This window comes from Amycolatopsis sp. NPDC104775, from assembly GCF_055583325.1.
In genome coordinates this window covers 1-22,044 of sequence record NZ_JBVJOE010000003.1, presented here as the reverse complement: position 1 = coordinate 22,044, position 22,044 = coordinate 1, and the positions used below count along the sequence as shown (strand labels likewise).

Annotated in this window: 12 protein-coding genes and 1 tRNA gene; 9 read left to right on the top strand and 4 right to left on the bottom strand. The window is 67.2% G+C overall.

Annotation, left to right across the window (positions count from 1 at the left end):
- Nucleotides 1-296: 296 nt before the first annotated feature.
- The 4 genes from ACZ63D_RS14365 (at nucleotide 297) to ACZ63D_RS14350 (ending at nucleotide 15,335) form a co-directional block, all read left to right on the top strand.
- Nucleotides 297-9,164, top strand: a complete 8,868-nt coding sequence (locus ACZ63D_RS14365; RefSeq protein ID WP_465354772.1) for a DNA/RNA non-specific endonuclease — start codon at nucleotides 297-299, stop codon at nucleotides 9,162-9,164.
- Nucleotides 9,157-9,669 (top strand): hypothetical protein, encoded by a 513-nt coding sequence (locus ACZ63D_RS14360; RefSeq protein ID WP_465354771.1) that lies wholly within the window; start codon nucleotides 9,157-9,159, stop codon nucleotides 9,667-9,669. The genes ACZ63D_RS14365 and ACZ63D_RS14360 overlap by 8 nt, the downstream gene beginning before the upstream one ends.
- Nucleotides 9,670-9,696: 27 nt before the next feature.
- A complete protein-coding gene (locus ACZ63D_RS14355; RefSeq protein ID WP_465354770.1) occupies nucleotides 9,697-14,127 on the top strand; it encodes a ricin-type beta-trefoil lectin domain protein in 4,431 nt (1,476 codons plus the stop codon).
- Between the two features lie 62 nt (nucleotides 14,128-14,189).
- Nucleotides 14,190-15,335 carry an epoxide hydrolase family protein gene (locus tag ACZ63D_RS14350; RefSeq protein WP_465354769.1) on the top strand — a complete coding sequence of 382 codons (1,146 nt, stop codon included), beginning with the start codon at nucleotides 14,190-14,192 and terminating at the stop codon, nucleotides 15,333-15,335.
- Nucleotides 15,336-15,343: 8 nt separating this feature from the next.
- Here ACZ63D_RS14350 and ACZ63D_RS14345 read toward each other — a convergent pair whose 3' ends face one another.
- Nucleotides 15,344-15,922 (bottom strand): bacterial proteasome activator family protein, encoded by a 579-nt coding sequence (locus tag ACZ63D_RS14345; protein WP_465354768.1) that lies wholly within the window; start codon nucleotides 15,920-15,922, stop codon nucleotides 15,344-15,346.
- A 100-nt stretch (nucleotides 15,923-16,022) separates the two neighbouring features.
- Here ACZ63D_RS14345 and ACZ63D_RS14340 point away from each other — a divergent pair, with 100 nt between their 5' ends.
- Nucleotides 16,023-17,222, top strand: a complete 1,200-nt coding sequence (locus tag ACZ63D_RS14340) for a cysteine desulfurase-like protein (protein ID WP_409183842.1) — start codon at nucleotides 16,023-16,025, stop codon at nucleotides 17,220-17,222.
- 9 nt (nucleotides 17,223-17,231) lie between these two features.
- Here ACZ63D_RS14340 and ACZ63D_RS14335 read toward each other — a convergent pair whose 3' ends face one another.
- Both ACZ63D_RS14335 and ypfJ read right to left on the bottom strand, forming a co-directional pair.
- Nucleotides 17,232-18,209, bottom strand: coding sequence for an NAD(P)H-quinone oxidoreductase (locus ACZ63D_RS14335; protein WP_465354767.1), 978 nt, complete (start codon nucleotides 18,207-18,209; stop codon nucleotides 17,232-17,234).
- Nucleotides 18,210-18,229: 20 nt separating this feature from the next.
- Complete coding sequence (ypfJ, locus tag ACZ63D_RS14330) at nucleotides 18,230-19,165, bottom strand: KPN_02809 family neutral zinc metallopeptidase (protein ID WP_465354766.1); 936 nt, start codon at nucleotides 19,163-19,165, stop codon at nucleotides 18,230-18,232.
- Nucleotides 19,166-19,679: 514 nt separating this feature from the next.
- Between ypfJ and ACZ63D_RS14325 the strand changes: the two genes are divergently transcribed.
- From ACZ63D_RS14325 to ACZ63D_RS14315, 3 genes are all read left to right on the top strand, one after another.
- On the top strand, nucleotides 19,680-20,171 hold the full coding sequence (locus ACZ63D_RS14325; protein ID WP_465354765.1) for a MarR family winged helix-turn-helix transcriptional regulator: 492 nt from the start codon (nucleotides 19,680-19,682) through the stop codon (nucleotides 20,169-20,171).
- Nucleotides 20,172-20,173: 2 nt separating this feature from the next.
- Nucleotides 20,174-20,258: transfer RNA gene (locus ACZ63D_RS14320), tRNA-Ser, on the top strand.
- Nucleotides 20,259-20,380: 122 nt separating this feature from the next.
- Nucleotides 20,381-20,578 carry a KTSC domain-containing protein gene (locus ACZ63D_RS14315; protein ID WP_465354764.1) on the top strand — a complete coding sequence of 66 codons (198 nt, stop codon included), beginning with the start codon at nucleotides 20,381-20,383 and terminating at the stop codon, nucleotides 20,576-20,578.
- A gap of 8 nt (nucleotides 20,579-20,586) precedes the next feature.
- Here the strand turns inward: ACZ63D_RS14315 and ACZ63D_RS14310 are convergent, their stop codons facing one another.
- A complete protein-coding gene (locus tag ACZ63D_RS14310) occupies nucleotides 20,587-20,868 on the bottom strand; it encodes a DUF2277 domain-containing protein (RefSeq protein ID WP_465354763.1) in 282 nt (93 codons plus the stop codon).
- 92 nt (nucleotides 20,869-20,960) lie between these two features.
- Here ACZ63D_RS14310 and ACZ63D_RS14305 point away from each other — a divergent pair, with 92 nt between their 5' ends.
- Nucleotides 20,961-21,902, top strand: a complete 942-nt coding sequence (locus tag ACZ63D_RS14305) for an Ldh family oxidoreductase (protein ID WP_465354762.1) — start codon at nucleotides 20,961-20,963, stop codon at nucleotides 21,900-21,902.
- Nucleotides 21,903-22,044: the final 142 nt, after the last annotated feature.

Genomic DNA, 22,044 nt, shown 5'->3' with positions numbered 1-22,044 from the left:
CTTGCCGGTTGGTTAAAAATAGCGTAGTGGTGCTTGTCTTTTCGCTGAATCCGATGATTGTGCTGGTTCTCCTGGTATTGCGAAAACCGACGGCGCATCCTTCGCGACAGCTTGGTCTGAACAGCCGATAGCAGCCTTCCGGCAAAGTATGCCGTTTGGCGTAGTGGCCCGATTTCCCCCAGTTGCGACATTCAGGTATTGCTCCGGATAGGTCGTTGACCGTTTGATTAGCTCGGCATAGCGTTCCCGCTTGGCGTCGGGGGACTGCCGGTTTCGGTCTGGCGAAGGGCGTCTTCGTGGTGAGATCGCTGGGGTTCAAGCCTGCGCGAAAATGGTCCGTACTCGCCGCTGTACTCGTGGTGCTGGCTCCGGTGGCCGGTTCGGCCGCCGACTATGCCAAGCCGCCGGAACCTCTCGCTCTTGGTGCCGCGCTCAGTGCGCCGGGCCAGCAATTGGGCAGCGGCCCCGGCAACGGCGGGGGCCGGACGCCGGCGTTGGACGCCCGGCGCACTCCGCGGCCGCCGGGTGCCGTACCTGACGATCCCGCGGCCCCGCCTCCGCTCAACGGCCCGGCGGCCGCTCAGCAGCGGATCAAGGCCACCTCTGCCCAGCGCCACGACTTGCCCGCCATCGACCCGCACGCCGTCGAACGGCCGCAGGACCGTACTGCGGACACCGAAACGTTCGACAACCCGGACGGCAGCAGAACCCTCCGCATCCACAGCGGACAGTCGAACGTCCGGCAACCGAACGGCAGCTGGTCGAGGGCGGACTTGGGGCTTCAGCTGGGTTCGGACGGTCGTTTGCGGCCGAAGACCGGACCTGTGGAAATCAGTTTCGGGCAGTCGGCGAACGTCGACCCGGTTGCCACCGTCGGTCTCGACGGCAACGCCGTCGGTTATGCCCTCCACGACGCATCCGATGTTCACGGGGTCGTCGGCGGCGATACGGTCACCTACCCGAACGCGCGCCCGGAAACCGATTTGCGGCTCACGGCTACGACCAACGGGGTCAAGGAAGAACTCGTCCTGCGTTCGTCGCATGCGCAATCGTCGTACTCGTTCACCTTGCGCACCGGCGGGCTGCGTCCGCAGCTCTCAGGCAACCAAATCCAACTGCTCGATGCCACGGGGTCTGTGCGCGGCACGGTCCCGGCCGGGTTCATGACCGACTCGAAGACCGATCCCGCGACGGGAACCGGAGTGCGCAGCGACGGCGTCCGGTACGCCCTCGAACCAGTCGACGCCCGGACCTGGACTCTGCGGATCGCTCTTGACGAGGCTTGGTTGCACGATCCCGCGCGTGTCTTCCCGGTGGTCGTTGACCCCAGTGTCGGCAAGCCGCCGGCGACCGACGGCACCTACGTCCGGTCCGGTACCACTGCTGATCACTCGGGCGAAATCAGCCTGGAGACCGGTTCGGCCAACGGCGGACGGACGATTTCCCGGTCGTACCTGCACTTTGGGGACGCCATCGCCGGGCTGCGCAACCAGTACATCATCGGCGCGACGGTGGATGTTCTCGCCGTCTACTCCTGCCAGCCCAGGCAGGCCACCTTGTTCGAAGCCACCCAGCCGTGGAGCCGCTCAGCTGTTTGGCCTGGCGCGCCCGCGGGCCGCGCACTCGCCACGGCGAATGTGCCCGCTCTCGGCTCCGGGTGTGCCGGCCAGAGCTGGACATCCTTTCCCTTGCCTCAGGACCTCGCTGTTCAGTGGTCGCACGGCACGGCATTGGCCAACGGGTTCACGCTTCGCGCCGCGAATGAGAGCGACAGCGCGGCGTTCATGCGTTTCGCCTCGACGAACACAGTCAACAAGCCGTACCTCGACGTCCGCTACGCGCCGGAAGGCGCCGCGTACGAGTTGAACGAAGTGCTGCTCCCGACGAACAACCGGGAAGGCACTTTTACCGCGAAGGTCACCAACCAAGGCTCCTCGACCTGGCCTGCCAACGGAGGTTTCCGGCTGGGCTATGTCGTGACCCAGCCCAACGGCGGGCCGGTCGTCAAAACCTCCCAAGGAGTCTCGCCGGGAGTCGATGTGCCTCCGGGCGGCCAGGCCACGGTCACCGTGCCGCTCGGCGCTCTCGCGCCAGGCGACTACGAGCTGTTGCTGACCATGTGGAATCCGTCCAATCAGGACTTCCACTCCGTCTACGAGGTGCCCTACGGTTCGTCGCCGCTCAAGATTTCCAACGTCCCGCCCGGATCCGACTACCAGCAGCCCGGCACCGGGGCGACGACCGAGACGTTGACTCCGACGCTGTTCGCTCGTGCGGCGGACGCGGACAACTGGCCTGCCAAGGGCTTCACCTTCCAGTTCCGGATGTGCACCGACTCCGCGCTGACGCAGAACTGCACGGATTCACCGTGGGGCCCGGAGAGCTGGACCCCGCCTTCGGGCAAGCTCGCTTGGAGCGAGACCTACTACTGGGGTGTCAAGACCAACGACACGGTCGACTCTTCACCTCGCTGGATCGGCCCGCTGTCCTTGACTACCCGTGTTCCGCAACCGGAGATCACCTCGCACCTCGCGGGGAGCCCCGACACGGTGAACGGGCCTGGTCTGGACCCGCAGATCGGCAACTACGCGACGGTCGCGACCGATGCGAAAGTGGCCACGGTCGGTCCAGATCTCACAGTCACCCGGACTTACAACAGCTTGGATCCGCGTCGTGACACCGCCTTCGGAGTCGGCTGGGCGTCGCGCCTGGACACTCGGCTCGTCCCGAATCACACTGCGCAGAATGACGTGAGCGATGTCCTGGCTACCTATCCCGACGGAAGGCAGGCCAGGTTCGGCCGCAACCCGGACGGGACCTTCGCCCCGCCGATGGGACAGAACGTCGACCTGGTCTACGACAGCGGGACCGGCTACTACACCCTTCGCGGCGTCAGCGGCAGCACGTGGCTCTTCGACAACGCGGGCAAGTTGATCCGCATCACCGATTCCGCCGGGCTGACCGAACACCTTGAATACACCGACGGGCGGGTCACCGCCATCACGAATGACATTTCCGGCCGGTCGCTCACGATCATGTGGACCGGCGCGCATGTGACCGAGGTACAGACTCCGCCGCCGAATCCGGGCGATGCTCCGTTGCTCTGGCGCTACAGCTATGCCGGGGACACGTTGATCAGTGTTTGCGCACCAGGGCCTGCCCCCAACTGCACGAACTACGCGCGCCAGAGCGGTTCGCATTACCGCAGCTCAGTGGTTGACGACGGGCCTCGCGGTTACTGGCGGCTCGGCGAGGACGGGGGAGCGACGGCAGCCAGCGCCGTTGCCCGCACCGCCGGCGCGGATCTCGCTCAGCAGCATGGGCTCGGTTTCGGGACTGGTGGATCGATCGCGGGCACGTCGGACACCGCTGCCTCTTTCGACGGGATGTCAAGCTATCTGACTCTGCCCGACGACCTGGTCAAACAGACTATGTCCGCGTCGGCGGAGTTGTGGTTCAAGACCTCTGCGAACGGGACGCTTCTCAGCTACGCGGACCAACCTTTCCCTTCGACCGCACCGGCGAAGTGGCGCCCAGCGCTCTACGTCGGCATCGACGGTTCGCTCTACGGCGGGTTCGCTGCCCGCAACGTGTCGGGTCCGAGCCAGGTCGTCAGTCCGAATCCGGTCAATGACAACGCTTGGCACCACGCCGTTTTGACCGCGGGGGTGAACAGCCAGACGCTCTACCTCGACGGTGTCCCGCTCGGCACGATCTCCGGGATCATCGATCACGGCACGCTCGGGAAGATGACTGTCGGCGCGGGCGTCGGCAAGAACTTCCCGTCCACCAACGGCGGGGACTTCTATTTCGCCGGCTCGATCGATGAGGTCGCGCTCTACCAGCACACGCTCAGTCCGTTCGCGGTGAAGCAGCACTTCGACGCGGCGGCCGCGGTCGACGAGCTGACCGGAATCACGCTGCCGCAGGACAACCGGAAGTTCGCGGTGATCGGCTACGACGACCGTGCTGACCGCGCCCGTACCTTGACCGACCACGACGGTCGCAAGTGGACACTCGATGCCCCGGTGCGCAACCAGGCCGAACGCTCCGTCACCTTGCACGGGCCTTATCCGGACTGGACTTACAAATTCGACGCCGACCAGGGCGGCCGGATTACCTCGAGCAGTCACAACGGCTTCTCGAAATCCTGGGAGTACAACGAAAAGGGCTTCCTCAAGGCCGTTGTCGACGAGCTCGGCAATCGGGTCGAACAGACCACCGACGATCGCGGCAACGTGCTCAGCAGCACCACCTGCCGTGCGGCGAACTCCTGCAATACCGCCTACGCCACCTATTTCACATCGACTGATCCGCTGGATCCGCGCCGGGACAAGAAGATCAGCAGTTCCGACCCGAGATCGTCCTCGGCCTCCGACACCCGCTACCGGACGGCTTACAGCTACGACCCGGCTGGCCGGCTGACGACCACCACGTATCCGGTTCCGGACGGGTTGTCCGTCGCACCGACCGAAACCCGGACATACGCGACCGGGGCGGAATCGGCGGCCGGCGGTGGCAAGGTGCCCGCGGGCGTCCTGCTGCGGACCACTGACCGCAGGGGCCAAGCCACGACGAACACCTATTTCGCCAATGGCGATGTGGCGTCCAGCCGCAATGTCATGGGCCTGATCGCCACCTATGCCTATGACGGGATCGGCAGACGTGTCTCGGAAACCGACGGCAACGCCGGCGGCGGGGTCTTCAGTACCACGACGACCGAGTACACGCCGCTCTCGCAGATCGCGAAGATCACCGGCCCGGGTGTGCTCAACACGGTCAGCGGAGTCACGCACACCTCGGTGACCAAGAACGAGTACGACGGGAACGGGAACCTTCTCTCGACCGAGGTCTCCGACGCGACCGGCGGCGATCCGGCCCGGAAGACGACCTTTGGCTACGACGCTTTCGACCACCGCGTTTCCGTCGGCTATCCGGATGGCGGGACGATCCGGTACGACTACTCGACAGACCTGCTCAAGGTCGTCACGACGGACGTCCTCGGAACGCAGTGGACCGCCCAGTACGACGACGCGCGCCATCTGCTTTCGCGAGTGGCCAGCGGCATCGGAGCCGACCCGTCGGCTCCAGGACAGCCGGGCACTCTGCGGGTGGAGAACCGGAGCTACGACGCGTCGGGACGGTTGATCCGTTCCCAGGACGCGATGAACCGGGCGACCCGCTTCGATTACTACGGCGACGGGCTGCTGGCGTCCAAGACGCTCGAGGGCTACCACGAACCGAACGGCTCGACGCGCGACATCGTGCTCGAGCAGCGCACCTACGATCCGGCGGGGAACATCACCGCGGTCGTGCTGGCAGGCGGCCGCAAGGGGGTGATCTCCTACGACCCGGCGAATTTCGTGACCGAGTCCACCACCGATCCGGACGGGCTGAAGCGGAAGTCGACGTATGTCCGCGACGCCGCGGGAAATCCGACGCGGATCTCCACGACCGGGGCGGTCGACCCGTCCCGAGTCGAGACGAGCGACTACACCTATTCTCCGGACGGCCAGGTGAGCCGTCAGGACCAGACCGCGGCTCCCGGGCAGATCATCTCGACGACCACGACCTATGACGAACGCGGTCTTCCGGTCGCGACTTCGGACGGCAGGCAGGCAGAGACCCAGTACACCTACGACGCGGCCGGAAAGCCGGTCTCGGTGAAGAAGCCGCCGGTGGACGTCTGGACCGGCGGAGTGCTGACCGCGAACGTGTCCCAGACCGAAACGGTCGGGCACAACACTTTCGGCGAGGTCACGCATTCCCAGGACACTGCGGGCAATGTAACGCTCACCGGCCGGGACACCATGGGAAGGCCGGTCAGCGGGACCACGCCTGCCTACACGCCGCCGGGCGGCCAACCGATCATTCCCGTCTCGAAGACGACGTTCGACCACGCCGGCAACCCGCTGACGACGACCGACCCGCTGAATCACGTCACGACCAACACGTACGACCCGTACGGCAACCTGCTCACGACGACCTTGCCCCAGGTCGGCGATACGCCTTCGGTGCTGAGGAACACCTACGACGCCAATGGCGAGCAGTTGAGCAAAGTCGACGCGTCGGGAGCTCGGACCGAGTTCACCTATGACGACCTCGGCAGGCAGATCACGGCTACTCAGGTCGAACGGTACGGCGGCCAGACCACCTTCTTCACCGGGAAGATCGCGCACGACGATGCCGGGAATGTCACGGCGACGACGACGCCGCAGGGCTTCGTCAGCACGATGACTTACAACGCGGCCGGCGAGAAGACCAGTGTCACCGATCCGACCAACCGCACGATCAGCTACGGCTACGACGACATGGGCCGGCAGGCCAGCCTCACCGAGCCCACTGGCCTGGTCACCAAGCAGACCTACGACCTCGCGGGACGGACGATCGGAGTCGCGCAGTTCGTCAATGGCGTGCAGCAACGCGCTTCGAGCAGCAGTTTCGACGGCAATGGCAATCCGCTGCACGTCGTGTCTCCGGAGGGCCGGGTCACCGATTACGGCTACGACTTCCTGAACCGGATGGTCAAGCAGGTCGAAAAAGTCGACGGGACGAAGTCCGTCACCACGTCGACCGGATACGACAAGCTGGGCAACCGGAGCCGGTTCGTCGACGGCAACGGGAACGCGACGGACTACACCTACAACTCGTGGTCGCTGCCGGAATCGGTGGTCGAGCCCGCCGTGGACGGGGCGACGGATCTCGCCGACCGCACCTGGACCACGGCCTACGACGCGGGCGGCCGGGAGATCGGCATGACGGCACCCGGCGGCGTCAGCCGGACCCGGGAGTACGACGAGCAGAACCGGGTGATCGCGGAGCACGGCAAGGGCGCCGAGGCGGCTACCGAAGATCGCACTTTCGGCTATGACCTCGACGGTCGCATGACGAAGGTCGGCAGCGCCGGCGGCGACACCTTTTACGGCTACGACGACCGAGGCAATCTGCGGACTTCGCAAGGCGTCATGGGAACCTCGGTTTACGAGTACAACGGCGACGGAACGCTCGCGACGCGTTCCGACGCGGCGGGCAAGGCGACCTTCGGGTACGACCAGGCCGGCCGGATGACCTCGGCGACGGACCCGATCAGCGGCCGCACCGTCCAGTACTTGTACGACACCGACGGCCGGCTGTCGACCACTCAGGACAGCGCGGTCGCCGGGCGGGTCACCCGGAACATCGGTTACGACAATCTCAACCGGCTTGCCTCGGACAACCTCGTCCAGCAGACCGATACCGGCAGCCGGGTCGTGTTCGGCGATACCTACGGCTACGACAAGGACGACCACGTCACGTCGAAGACGTCGACAAGGCAAACCGGAACGACGTCGAACACTTACGGTTATGACGGCGTCGGCCGGCTGGCCTCGTGGACGGAAGGCACCAAGCAGACGACGTACGGCTGGGACAACGCCGGGAACCGCACTTCGGTGAACAACTCGTCGTATTCCTACAACGCGCGGAACCAGTTGTTGTCGGGCGGCGGCGCGAGCTACACCTACACCAAACGCGGAACGACCTCTTCGGTCACGCAGGACGGTGTCACCACGACCAACGGGTTCGATGCGTTCGACCGGCTCGTGAGCCAGGGTGGCGCAACGTATTCCTACGACAGCAACGATCGAGTACAGAGCCGCAACGGCATCGGGATGACCTATGACGGCCTGACGAACAACAGCGTGACGGATGGTTCCCGAACAGTCTCGCGACTGCCGGACGGCTCGGCGCTCGGGGACAAAGCCGTTGGTACCACCGGAAGATTGCTGTACAGCGATCGGCACGGTGACGTCGTCGGCCGCTACCTCGGCACCTCGGTCGACGGCCAGCGAACGTTCGACCCGTTCGGTTCGGTCACCGCGTCCTCAGGCGAGACCTCGAACCTCGGCTATCAGGGTTCGTGGACTTCGCCGGACACCGGCACGGTGAACATGGCGGCCCGGTGGTACTCGCCGGCCCGCGGCGGTTTCCTTTCCCGCGACGACTGGGATCTCGACCCGTCTCCGTCCACCGCGACGAACCGGTACACGTACGGCAACGGCGACGCGCTGGGCAACACCGACTTGAACGGCCACCTCGCGGGCGCGGGCCTCGTGCCGGTCACGCTGTACACGACGGTCGAGGTGGAAGCCACGATTGTTCCCTGGTGCGGGCCGCTGGCCTGGCTCTGCGCGGCCGTCGCCGCGGTGATTCTCATTCTCGTCGTCGTGGCGGTAGTCGTATGGGTTTACACGACTACGGACGCTCCGGCACCGAGGACCGACAGCCCGCCGCGACCGGGTCCCGGCCCCGGCCCTGGTCCCGGTCCGGGGCCTGGCCCAGGTCCCGGACCCGGACCCGGACCCGGACCCGGACCAGGGCACAAACCGCCCCGACCGCCAAAAGTTCCCTGCAAGGGAATCCACTGCATCAAGGCACCCCCGCGGGTACCGCCGCATCCGCCGGCGCCGCCTCCTCCGCCGCCGTGGATCGCGAAGGCGTTGAAGGCAGCGGCGGAGCTCGCCGCGGGCAGCACGGTGACGAAGATCGTCGACAAGATCTCGGCGGTCCTCGGATCGACCGTGGTGACCGACAAGACGCAGGAGTATTTCAACGAAGCCAATAAGGTCACGGATTCGGCGGGCGCGGAATTCTGGGGCAGGCTCACCAGCCTGGTCGGTGCGTCCGCGCTGAGCGAGGGAGTGCCGAAGCTCGTCGGCCGCGACGACGAAGACGACGACTGCACGACGAAGGTCGGCAATGATCCGCTGGATTCGCTCGGCAGAGCGACCGGCGGGACGGCACACCTCTGCCCGGGCGACATCGAGGGCGATGCCAAGAGGATCAGGCACGACCCACCTGGCTGGGAAACGGGTGCCGGAAACGCGCGCAGTCATCTGATCGGACGGCAGTTCGGCGGTTCGAATCAGCCGGATAACATCGTCACCTTCAACCATAAAAACGGAAACAGCTGGGCTGGTATGTTGACCTACGAGATGGAGATCGCCAAGGCGGTGAAGAACCGCGGCGAGGAAGTCTACTACCGTGTTGTGCCGCTCTATGACGGCGCAAACGTGGTTCCGAGCGCGATATCTATGTTCGCGGTGGGGAACAAGGGTTTGTGCATCGACGTGACGATCAAGAACGGAACAACTCCCGATCAACAAGGGGGGCAGCGCTGTGCCTGACTACGAAAAGGTCTTCAAGGGTGTCGATCCGGTGTTCCGGCCGATCGACTGGGCTGCTGTCGAGGGTCGGCTCGGGATATCGGTTCCGGTCGACTATCAGGAGTACGCGAACAGTTACCCGGCCGTGAACATCGATCGCTTCCTTAATGTATTGCATCCTTCCTGTGGTAATCCCGAACTCAACCTGGTTGAGCAGAGTCCGGTCATCAGAAATATGTGGTCCGCGCTGTACGAGCGATCCGACGGTGATTTTCCGCATCCCATCTTTCCGGCTCCCGGCGGCCTTTTTCCGTGGGGATACAACGACGAGAATGGGTTCTACTTCTGGAAGACCGGCGGGGATCCGTCGTCCTGGACGGTGGTAGCGGTGGAGAGCCTCGAATGGTGGGAATACCCCGGCGGCTTCGGTGATTTCCTTTGCGGGTACGCCTCCGGCGAGATCATCTCTCCGGTGTATAAAGAGGCGCTCTGCGAAGAAGGCTATTCAGTTCAAGTATTTTCCTGATTTTCCTCGACCAGCGGAAAAGGTGACATGAGAACATTGCGACGTGCGGCCGTGCTAGCCGCCACCATGTCCTTGGCGGTGAGCGGCTTCGCGTCGGTGGCCAGCGCGACGCCCTCGGGCGACGCGCCGGTCGCGGACTCGGTGGCGCTGCAGAGACCGAAGGAGCGCGTGGCCCAAGACAAAGACGGCCGCGTGCTCCTTTATGTGCGAGGCACCGACGAAGCAGCTCTCCACCGCGCGGTGCGGGCTGTCGACGGCACTGTTTCGGCTGCGCAGTCCGGTCAGGTCCGGGCCGCGGTCGCGGCGGACCGGGTCGGCGAGCTCGCCAAACAGCCAGGGGTGCACGGGATCCAGCGACCGACCAAGGTGCTGCCCGCGGCCGTCACCTCCGAAGGCGTTGCCGCGTCGGGTGCGGACGCTTGGATCCAGGCCGGGAACAAGGGCGCCGGCGTCAAAATCGGGATCCTGGACGTCGGTTTCGGCGGGCTGGCCCAGGCACAGGCGGCCGGTGAGTTGCCTTCCGGCACTCAACTGGTGACCAACGGGTCGAACTGTCTCGACGCGACAGTGGACGACGACCACGGTGTCAACGTCGCCGAGGTGGTCCACGACATGGCGCCGGACGCCACGCTCTACTTGTCCTGTGTCCAGGACACCATGGGATTCGGTCCGGCCAGCGATTGGCTCCAGCAGCAGGGCGTCCAGGTCATCAGCGCGGCGATTTCGGTGCCCGGTTCGGGCCGGGGCGACGGCACCGGGCCTGACGCGAACAGCCCCGCGCAGGTTGTGCAGCGATCGCGGCAGGCCGGGATCCTGTGGTCGACGGCCGCGGGCAACTACGGTCAATTGCACTACGCCGGGCAGGCCGCGGATCGCAGCGGCAACAACGGCTGGGTCGAATTCAACGGGAACTCCGAGGTCAACAGTTTCGCGCTGGGCTCGGGACTGACCGCGACAGCGACCCTGCGCTGGGACGCGTGGCCGGTCACCACTACCGACCTCGACCTGTACGTCACAGACCAGGCAGTCGCCCCGGCCGGTGCCAATGATCCGCATGTCGTCGCCAGGTCGACCTTGTCCCAGCGCGACACCACCGGGGGCGCTGCTCCGGTCGAAGAGACCACCTTCACCAACAACACCGGGTCCGCTGGCAGCTTCTACCTGTGGGTGAAGAACAACAACGCCCCCTTCACCATGCCGTTCGACCTCTATGTGACCAAGCGGGGCGGCGGATCGTTGCAGTGGCCAACCCCGGCCGGAAGCATCGCCGAGCCGGCCAGTTCTCCCTACGCTTTCGCGGCCGGCGCCACCAAACCCGCTTCCGGACAGCTTGAGCTCTACAGCAGCCGCGGCCCCACCGTGGACGGCCGGAACAAGCCGGACATTACCGGCTTCGACGCGGTCAGCACGGCGACCTACGGTCCGGGCGGCTTCTCCGGAACTTCGGCCGCGGCCGCGCACGTCGCCGGTGCCGCGGCGCTGTTCAAGGGCGCTAACCCGCAACTCGACGCTGCTCAGCTCGAATCTCTGCTGAGGGCCAAGGCAAAGCCGGTCTCCGGCGGATCCGCCAACGACTGGGGCGCCGGCGTTCTCGCGCTCGGTTCGCCCGGCTCCGCCCCCGCCGCGATCCCCGGCGGCTACACCCCGGCCACCGACCCGACCCGGATCCTGGACACCAACACCGCTGTCGGCGGCCATCAGCGCAGATTCACCGCTGGGGAAACCTTCACCCTCGGGATTCCCGGTGTCCCCAACAACGCCACCTCGGTGGTTCTCACCGTCACCGCCGGGCTTTCCGACGGGCCGACCGAGTTGCAGTTCACCGGGGAGGCCCCGGGAACGGTGCAGCCGATCAGGTTCCCGCTCCAGACCAACCGGCAAACGGCCTTGACCATGGTCGTACCGCTCGGCGGCGACCACGCGGTACGGATCCGCAACACCGCGGGCACGCCGGGCGTAGTCATCGACTACGCGGGCTATTTCAGTCCCGACGGTCCTGGCACGTACACCGCGGTCCCCGGCGGGACCCGCCTCTTCGACACCCACGGGTCCGCCGGAGCGCGAACCACCGCGCTCGGATCCGGGGAAGAAGTACCACTGCAGATCCGCGGGAATTCCGGAGTTCCAGACGCCGCGACCGCGGTGGTGGTCAACCTTTCCGCGGAGGAAGCGACCGCACCGGCCACGATTGCCGCCTATCCGCAGACCTACCCGGCCGGTCAGAGCAGCCTTTACCTCAACGTCGGGCAACGGCGATCGAACCTGGCCATCGTGCGGATCGGCGACGACGGCAAGATCCGGCTGCGCAACTCCGCGGGACTCACTCACGCGGCAGTGGATCTGCTCGGCTGGTTCGCCCCCGGGACCGGTGCCAAATACGTGCCGACGCTGGGTGCCGCGCGAGTGCTCGACACCGGTACCGGAACCGGTGTCCCTCGCGGGTCCCTGAACCGCGGCGGTACGGCTACTGCTCAGGTCGCGGGGGTGGGAGGAGTTCCGCTCGGCGCGAGCGGCGCGCTCCTGACCGGTTCGGTTTCCGACAAGATCGTCACCAGCGGAGTGTCCTTCTACGCTCCGGAGACCGGGTGGGCCAACGCGCCGGCGTTGCTGGCCGACCAGGGACAGTTCGCCCCGGCTACCGCGGTGGTCCCGCTTGGCGCGGGAGGAAAGCTGACGGTGGCGAACGGTGACGGCGCGGTCGAAGCTTCGGTTGACGTGACCGGCTACTTCGTCGGGGGCGCGACGGCTGCCGCGCCTGGCAATTGCGTCGCGCCGTCCTCCGAACCCGGATTCCTGTCGATTCTGGACGGACGGGCGGAGACGTCTCTCGCCAAATGGGGTCCGGACAGCGCGCAGCGGGACGGCTGCGAGTTCGGCACGCTCGCGGGTTCGGGAGGTCCTTGGAACCCGTCCGACATGTACGACAACGACTACACGCTCCGCGTGGACTGGAAGGCCACCGGGAACAACTCGGACTCCGGACTGAAGATCGGGTTTTCCCGGAGTCCTGGCGCGCTGCCGGGCGTCCAGGTCGCAATCGGTGGTTCGTCCTCGGCTCCGACGGACGCGACCGGCGCGATCAAGGGTGCGCAGGCTCCGCTGGTTTCGGCGGCCAAGCCCGTCGGGGAGTGGAACACCTTCGAGGTCACGCTCGCCGGGCCCAAGGTCACGGTGCTGCTCAACGGCACGAAGGTCAACGAGTACACCCAGCCGGGGGGCTTCGCGCGGCGCACCATGATGCAGTTGCTGGGCGGGGGAGCCGGAGACCAGGTCAAATTCCGGAACCTTCGGGTTCGCTCCAACCGGGTTTCCGGCAGCGACCTGATCACTGGTCTCGGCGGTTCTTGCCTGGACCTGGCGGGCGGCGTTCCGTCCAGTTCCACCATCCAGATGTACGGCTGCAACGGCGGTGTCGCCCAACAGTGGACTGCGAGCGATCTGTCTCTGCACGCAGCGGGTCAATGCCTTGACACCCAGAACGCCGGAACTGGCGCGGGCACCCGGGTCGTCGCGGTGAATTGCTCAGGAGGACCGACCCAGGAATGGCAGGTCTTCTCCGACGGCCGGATCTTCAACTTGGCCGCGGGCCGGTGCCTTGCCGCGTCCGGATCGACGAACGGATCGGCGGTGACGATCCAGGACTGTACTGGTCAAGCACAGCAGATCTGGGGCTTCGCGCACCGCGATGCTCTCGCCGGCCAGGTCGTCAACAGTGCTGGAAGCTGCCTGAACGTGACGAACCGCGTGGTCGCCGATGGCGCGGCGGTCGCCGCGGCGGGTTGTGTTCTGTCCCTTTCGGACACTTGGACGTTCGGCCCGGGAGACTCGATCAGGGCGCTCGGGCGCTGTCTTGACCTCAAGGGAGGGGCGCTGGCCGACGGAACCCAGGTGATCGACAACACCTGCAACGGTGACGCGGCAACCCAGAAATGGGAGCTTCGCCCCGACGGCACCATCGTCAACTCGAAGGCGGGCAAGTGCCTTGACGCCGCACAGGGCGCGGCTTCGGCGACAATCCGGGCCTGCGCTGGTTCGGCGTCCCAAGCATGGGCGCCGCAGCGCCTTTATCCGCACAAGGGCCGGATGCTCGGCGTGCTCGGAAAGTGCATTGACGTCAAGAACAACGTCGATGCCGATGGAACTCCTGTCCAGCTGTACACCTGCAACGGCAGCGTGGCTCAGCAGGCGACCGCGCAGAACGACGGGACCATTCGGATGAAGAGCCGGTGTCTCGACGTGACGAACGGAGCTACCGGGAACTCCACGCCTGTCCAGCTGTACACCTGCACCGGAGGCAACGCGCAGCGTTGGTTCCAGCGGCCGGACGGGCAGATCGAGAACCCGGCGTCCGGGCGGTGCCTGAGCACTCAGAACGCCGGTGACGCCGATGAGACGCGGCTGGTGCTGTTCGATTGCCAGTACGCGCCGAATCAGCGGTGGAGCGTCGATTTCGACTAGGTGAGCAAGTCTCTGGGGGATTGAGGACCGAATCTGTCCTCAATCCCCCATAGCTTTCCCCCATGACCGAGACCCCGTTCCGGATCCACATCCCGCAGTCCGACCTCGACGACCTCAACCGCCGCCTCACCGACACCCGCTGGCCGGACCCCTTCGAAGACCCGGCCTGGGAGCTCGGCATTCCGGTGTCCGAAGTCCAAGACCTCGCCGGCTACTGGCGCCTAGGCTTCGACTGGCGCGCCCAGGAAGAACGCCTCAACGGTTTCCCCCAGTTCACCACCACCATCGACGGTGCCAATATCCACTTCCTGCACCTCGAATCCCCCGAACCGGACGCCATCCCGCTCATCCTCACCCACGGCTGGCCGGGCTCGATCGTCGAATTCCTCGACCTCATCGGCCCGCTCGCCGACCCCCGCTCGTACGGCGGCGACCCAGCCGTCGCGTTTCACGTGGTCGTTCCGTCCGTGCCCGGGTTCGCCTTCTCCGGCCCGGCCCCCGACCGCGGCTGGGGTCCGGCTCGGACGGCTCGTGCCTGGGCGGAGTTGATGTCCCGGCTCGGGTACCAGAACTTCGGCACCCACGGCGGAGACTGGGGCGCGTTGATCTCCCGCGAACTCGCTGTCCAATTCCCTGACCGGATCATCGGAGCGCACGTGACGATGCTGCCGTCCGCGGTAGCCCGGGAAGAAGCCGATCTTGACGGGCTCAGCGGGGCGGAGCTGGCGAAGGGGCAACGGTCGCTGGCGAAGTCGCGGGCCTTCCAGCGGACCGGGATCGGCTACGCGATGATCCAGTCCACCAAGCCGCACACGCTTGCCTACGGCCTCACCGACTCCCCGGCGGGACAACTGGCCTGGATCGCCGAGAAGTTCCGGGCTTTTTCGAACACCGACCACGACCTGATCGACCGCGACGATCTGCTCGCCAACGTGTCGATCTACTGGTTCACCCGCACCGCCGCGTCGTCCGCGCGGATCTACGCCGACCAGGATGTCCAGTGGGGCGCACCCTTGCCGAAGTCGACCGTGCCGACCGCGGTCGTGGTGTTGCCGGACGACATTGGCCTTCCGCTGCGGCATCTGGCCGAGCGCAGCGACCGGATCGTGCGGTGGACCGAATTCCCGCGCGGCGGGCACTTTCCGGCGCTCGAAGAACCCGACCTGCTGATCGAGGATCTTCGAGCGTTCTTCGCCGCGGAAAGCTAGAGGTAAAGCTAGAGGTACTGCCCGGTTCCGGTGATGCCGTGCCCGTGGCCCTCGCCCGGGTGGCCGGCGGAGCCGGACGAGCCCGCGGGCAGGCCGCGGCGCATCTGCTCCAGCTGGACCCGCGCGGCCATCTGCTGGGCGAACAGCGCGGTCTGGATGCCGTGGAACAGCCCCTCCAGCCAGCCGACCAGCTGGGCCTGCGCGATCCGCAGTTCGGCGTCCGAGGGGGTGTGGTCCTCGGTGAACGGGCGGACGAGACGTTCCAGTTCCTCGCGCAGTTCGGGCGCGAGGGCCTCTTCCAGTTCGCGCACCGACGTCTGGTGGATCTCGCGGACCCGGTTGCGGCTGGCGTCGTCCAGCGGTGCGGCGCGGACCTCCTCCAGCAGCTGCTTGATCATGGTCCCGATGCGCATCACCTTGGCCGGTTCCTCGACCAGGTCGCCGACGGACTCGTTCTCCTCGCCCTCGGGTGCCGGCTGCGCGGTGCCGACCGGGACCCCGTCCGGTCCGACGACGACCACGCGCGGCGCGTCCGCGTCCCCGGCTGCGCCCGTTCCCCCGAAGTTCGGCTCGCTCATATGCTCCATCCCCGTCGGTTAGCGGTCCTGACCCGAGCCTAGCGGCCGTTCGGGCAGTTCTGCCCAACCCCGCGGCAACCGCGAAACCGCACGTCCGTACGGTGTCCCCATGGCGTTCGACGTCGCTCGTATCCGTGGGCTCTTCCCCGCGCTTGGCGACGGCTGGATTCACTTCGACGGCGCCGCCGGAATGCTCGTGCCCGAACAGGTCGCTTCGGCCGTTTCGACCGCTATGCGGGCTCCGGTGTCCGGCCCGGGCGGAGCATTTCCGGCCTCCCAGCGGGCGGAAAGCATCGTCACCGCGGCCCGCCGGGCCGTGGCCGATCTGGTCGGGGCGGACCCGGCCGCCGTCGTGCTCGGGCCGAGCGCGCCGGTCCTGTTGCGCAGGCTCGTCGACGCGCTCGCCGAACGCTGGACGATCGGCGACGAGATCGTCGTCTCCCGGCTCGACGAAGAGGCCAACATCGCGCCGTGGCGGCGGGCGGCGAAACGGGTCGGCGCGGTCGTGCGGTGGAGCGAGATCGACATCGAGACCTGCGAGCTGCCCGCGTGGCAGTACGAGAACCTCGTGTCCGCGCGGACGAAAGCGGTGTCGGTGACGCTGGCGTCCGGGTCCGTCGGGACCCGGCCGGACGTGCCCACGGTCATCGAGTTCGCCAAACGCGTCGGCGCGCTCGTGGTGGTCGACGCGACCTACGCGGCCCCGTTCGTGCCCCTTGACCTGCAAGAACTCGGTGCCGATGTGATGGTCGTGTCCGCTCCCTCGTGGGGCGGGCCCTCGGTCGGCGCGCTCGTGTTCCGCGAGCCGGAGCTGCTGGAACGCATCGCGTCGGCGTCGCTCGACCCGGCCGCCACTGGACCCGCGCGTCTCGAACTCGGCCCGCACGCGTATCCGCTGCTGGCCGGTCTCGTCGCGTCCATCGACTACCTCGCCGGCCTCGACGACGCCGCGACCGGCTCCCGCCGCGAACGCCTGGTGACGTCGCTCGGCTCGGCCAAGTCGTACCACGCCGGCCTGCTCGCGCAGCTGTCCACGGAACTGCGCTCGCTGCGGCACGTGATGGTGATCGGCGACGCGATGCGCCGGATTCCCGCGCTCGCGTTCGCCGTGGCCGGCGCGAAAGCGTCCCAGGTCGCCGAGTACCTGGCGTCGCAAGGCCTGTGCGCGTTCGCCGACGACGGCACCAGCGGCGTGTTCGCGTCGCTGGGCGTCGGCGAGGTCGGCGGAGCGGTGCGGATCGGGCTCGCGCACTACTCCAACGTGTTCGAGATCAATCAGCTGGTGCGGGTGCTCGAAGAACTGCGCTGAGGCCCGGCGTCACGACTTCGCGGCCAGCAGGACCTTCCCGAAGATGCTGCCCTCCTCGAGCATCCGGTGCGCGGACGCGGCCTCGGCCATCGGCACCACGTGGCCGACGATCGGCCGCACCGAACCCTGTTCCACCAAGGGCCACAACCGATTCCGGACATCCGCGACGATCGCCGCTTTCTGGTCCAGCGGACGGGAGCGCAGCCCGGCCGCGAACACGCTCGCGCGTTTGCCGAGCAGCTTGCCGATGTTCAGCTCGCCCTTGATCCCGCCCTGCATGCCGATGATGACCAGACGGCCGTCCGCGGCGAGCGCGTCGACATTGCGGTCCAGGTACTTCGCGCCCATGTTGTCGAGGATGACGTCGGCGCCCTTCGTCTCGGCGCGCAGCACCTCGACGAAGTCCTGTTCCCTGTAGTTGATCGTGATGTCCGCGCCGAGCTGGCGGCAGCGTTCGAGCCGCTCAGACGAACCCGCGGTGACCGCGACGGTCGCGCCGAGCGCCTTGCCCACCTGGATCGCGTGCGTGCCGATGCCGCCCGCGCCGCCGTGCACCAGCAACACCTGGCCTTCGCCGAGACCGGCGTGCATCACGACATTCGCCCAGACCGTGCAGGCCACCTCGGGCAGCCCGGCCGCGGCGACCGTCTCGATTTCGGCGGGCACCGGCAGCAGTTGCCCGGCCGGGACGGCGACGCGCTCGGCGTACCCGCCGCCGGCGAGCAGCGCGCACACCTCGTCGCCGACCTGCCAGCCCTCGACGCCCTCGCCGAGTTCGGCGACGGTGCCGGAGCATTCGAGGCCGAGGATGTCGCTCGCCCCGGGCGGGGGCGGATAGTTGCCTTGCCGCTGCAGCAGGTCGGCGCGGTTCACCGCGCTGGCCGTGACGTCCAGCAGCACCTCGCCGGGACCGGGTTCCGGATCGGGGACCTCAGTCCATTCGAGCACGTCAGGGGCACCGGGTTCGCGGATAGTGATCGCGTGCATGCGCCCGACTGTATCCCGGGTCAGCCGAGGTCGTTGGTGCTGAAGGTGTTGCAGCTGGCGGGCTGGCCGGTGCGGTAGCCGGTGGTGAACCACTTCTCGCGCTGCGCCGAGGTGCCGTGCGAGAAACTCGACTTGTCGACGTGACCGTTGCCGAGGTTTTTCTGGATGTAGTCGTCGCCGATCCGGGACGCGGTGTCGAGCGCGCGCGAGATGTCGTCCTGCGTGACGTCCTGGACCAGCGGCTTCCCGGAGCTGGTCGGGGTCGTGCTGGCGTGGTTGGCCCAGACGCCCGCGTAGCAGTCGGCCTGCAGTTCCAGCCGGACCGAACCGGACGTCGGCCCGGTGCCGGTGCCGCGCTTGGACGTGCCGGTGAGGTTCTGCACGTGGTGGCCGTATTCGTGAGCCAGCACGTACGCCTCGGTGAACAGGCCGCCCTTCGCGCCGAAGCGGGTCTTCAGCTCGTTGAAGAACGTGAGGTCGATGTACACGTACGAGTCGGCCGGGCAGTAGAACGGCCCGGTGTCCGAGGTCGCGCCGCCGCAGCCGGTGCGCACGCCGCCGCTGAAAAAGCGGGTGGTCGCCTTGCGGTAGGTCTGGCCGGAACGGGAGAACTCCTGCGTCCAGTAGTCCTGGATGGAGTTGACGACCGCGACGATCGCGCAGTCGTGGTCGCGGTTTGCGTCGGCTCCGGTCTTGCACTTCTTCGCGAGCGTGCCGGCGTCCAGCTGCTGCCCGGACTGGACGTCGCCGAGCCCGAGCCCGCCCGCCGCGGGCGAGGTGCCCGTGCTGTGCACGCCGCCGAACTGGGACATCAGGAAGTAGATGACCAGGCCCACGAGGCCGAGTCCGCCGCCGCCGAGGGCCACGCGGCCGCCGATGCCGCCGCCGCCTCCGCCGCTGCCGCGCATGTCCTGGATCTCGGAAGCGTCCAGATCCGCGTTGTCGTCGAATCGCACGCGGAAAGGGTAGCCGCAAACCCGGGAACGAGGCTGGGTGCGGCCCCTGCGCTGGGGGCCGCACCCAGGTACTACCGAGGTTTCGTTGAACAGCGGTTGGCCACCTGCCGGGCTGGCGTCCGGCGCTGCCTTCGCGGTGCCGAGGCCGCGAAGAGAAGCAGCGGCATAACGACGCCGGGTGCGCATGGCCGATGCCGGAGCGCACGGAGTGCTCGTGCTGTTCGCAATCGCGACCGAACCGGAACGGGGCCGTGCCGATCGCGGGGACACAGCGAGCGGTCAACCGCGGGAATTACCTGCCATGCCACCACCTGGCCTTTCCCGGGGGGAGACCGGGCCGGCGTGCCCTTCGGCGCGCTCCGGGATCCTCGTCGTCCCTCCGCTGCCCCCGAGGATGCGCTTCTTCGCGCCGAGTCTCAACCTTTTCGTAACCCTCCATTGGGGGAAGTTCGCCGGAAATTTTCACCGCGGGCCGGGACGGCGGTCGCGAAACGGGCCTTCTACGCTTCCGGACATGAGCGATGACCAGGACGTGCGCTGGCTCGACCCGGCAGAACAGCACGCCTGGCGGGCCTACATCGTCGCCTCGCTGCGGCTGCGCCAGCGGCTGCACCGCGAACTGGCCGAAAGCCACGGCATCTCGCTCGCCGATTACGAGGTCCTGGTGTGCCTGAACCTCGTGCCGGACCGATGCACGCGGATGACCGAACTGGCGGCGCAGCTGGGCTCGACGAAGAGCAGGCTGTCGCACCAGATCGGCAAACTGGAAGCGGCCGGGCTGGTCACCCGCCGCCCGGACCCGGAGGACAAACGCGGCGTGCTGACCGAGCTGACCGACGCCGGCCAGCGCGTACTGTCCGAAGCCGCCCCGACGCACGTGCGCGGCGCCCGCGAGCACCTCATCGACCTGCTGACGCCAGCCGAGCAGGCCGCGGTGGCCACGGCGTTCACCCGGGTCCTCGAACACCTGGACGACGTCGAAGGACGGCGCGATACCCTGACGTAGAAGGAAGCGTGGCAGAGCGGCCGAATGCAGACGCCTTGAAAGCGTCCGTAGGGAAACCTACCGGGGGTTCAAATCCCTCCGCTTCCGCTTGACGCCTCGAGTGTCCGGCCCCGGATTCCGCGCCTGCAGCGGGGACCGGGGCCGTTTTCGTCAGCTGCCCACGGGCGGCAGCCGCGGGTACCCTGGCGCGTGCTGTGCGCCGGGTTCCCGTGGAGTCTTCCGTCATTCGCGACGTCGGCTACGACGCCGCGAAGTCGGTGCTGGAAATCGGGTTCCACAACGGCAGCGTGTACCGCTACCACCTCGTGCCCGCCCGGGTGCACCGTGAGCTGATGGCCGCCGACAGCCCGGGGCGCTACCTCAACCAGGAGATCAAGCCGAGGTTCCCGGGTCAGCCTGTGGAGTGATTGCGGCGTCAGGCTTTCTCTGCTTCGCGCTGGGCGATCCGGGCCTGGACTTCCGGACGGCGCAGCGGCGGCACGGTCGCCGGCGGCTGGCGGCGCTGCGGGAGTTCTTCCAGCAGCCGCGCGGTGATCTGGGCGATTTCGGCGACCGCCGCTTCGAACGGTTCGCGCGTCGCGTCCGAAAGGGACTGGACTCCGGTCACTTTGCGCACGTACTGGCGTGCCGCGGCTTCGATCTCTTCCGTGGTGGCGGCGGGCTGCAGGCCGCGGAGCGTCGTGATGTTTCGGCACATGTGGTTCAGGGTACGTCTCTGCGGCTGACCGCATCACACTCTAGGGCCAACCTCGTTGACGGGGTCCGAGACCGCCCGGCAACCTTGATGAAGTGCCCCTCAGACCACGTTCTCCCCGGCTCAGCCGCCCCGTTCCGGAAGTTCCCTCCGACACCCCGATTCCCGAGCAGGCCTGGCACCGCGTTCCCGCCGACGAACTGGTCACGCTCGTTTCCGTTGTCCTGATGGCACAAGGCTTTCCCGAAGAGCGGGCGCGTCCGGCCGCGGAGGCGTTGTGCCACGGCGATCTCACCGGCGCGCCCGAAACCGGCGTCGGGGAATTGACCCGCGTGCATCTGCCCGCGATCGAAAACGGATTGGTCAGTCCTGGTGCGCAGCCGTTGCTGATCGCGGACCGCGGGGCTGCGGCGCTCATCGATTACCGTCGTGCGTCCGGATTGTGGGCGGTCGGCGATGCGATGGATCGTGCGGTGCAGCGGGCTGGGCGGTTTGGCGTCGGGCTACTGTCGGTGCGCGGGGTGGGGCCGTTCGGCCGGGTTGGGCATCATGCCGCCCGGGCTTTGCCGCACGGGATGATCGGGATCGTGATGGCGGCTGGGGGGTATGCGGATCAGCCGGTGCATCCGTTGGGGATGGCCGCTCCGGCTGGGGCTTATCCGGAGTTCGTGTTTGACATCGATCTTGCTGATGCCGCTCGGAATCCGCAGTTCGCTGGGTTCGCGTTGATGGTGGACGTGCTGGCGGGGGTGTTGTCCGGGGTGGCTGATCATGAGCACGACACCGGGTTGCTGGTGATGGCGATCGCTCCGACGACGTTGCGGAGTGCGGATGGGTTTTACCGGGCGGCCAGTGCGGTGTTCGGGAGCATGCTCGGGTGGGAGGGCGGTGCGCCGGTGCGGTATCCCGGGTGGCGGGAGGCGCAGTATTTGGAGCAGTGCCGGGCGTTGGGGGTGCCGTTGCCGGGGGCGGTGCGGAGGCAGTTGGATTCGTTGGCGTTGAAGTTGGGGAGGGCGCCGTTGACCACTGTGGGGTGAGTGGGTCTGGGGCTCGCGGGCGGCTCGTCGCCCGGGGGGCGACATTGCGCGTGGGGAGTGGGTGGGGCACCCCGAAGCTGATTGTGATGACGTTCGGCGGGTGCTTTTCCCAGTAGGGAAAACGCCCTTACAAACAACCCCC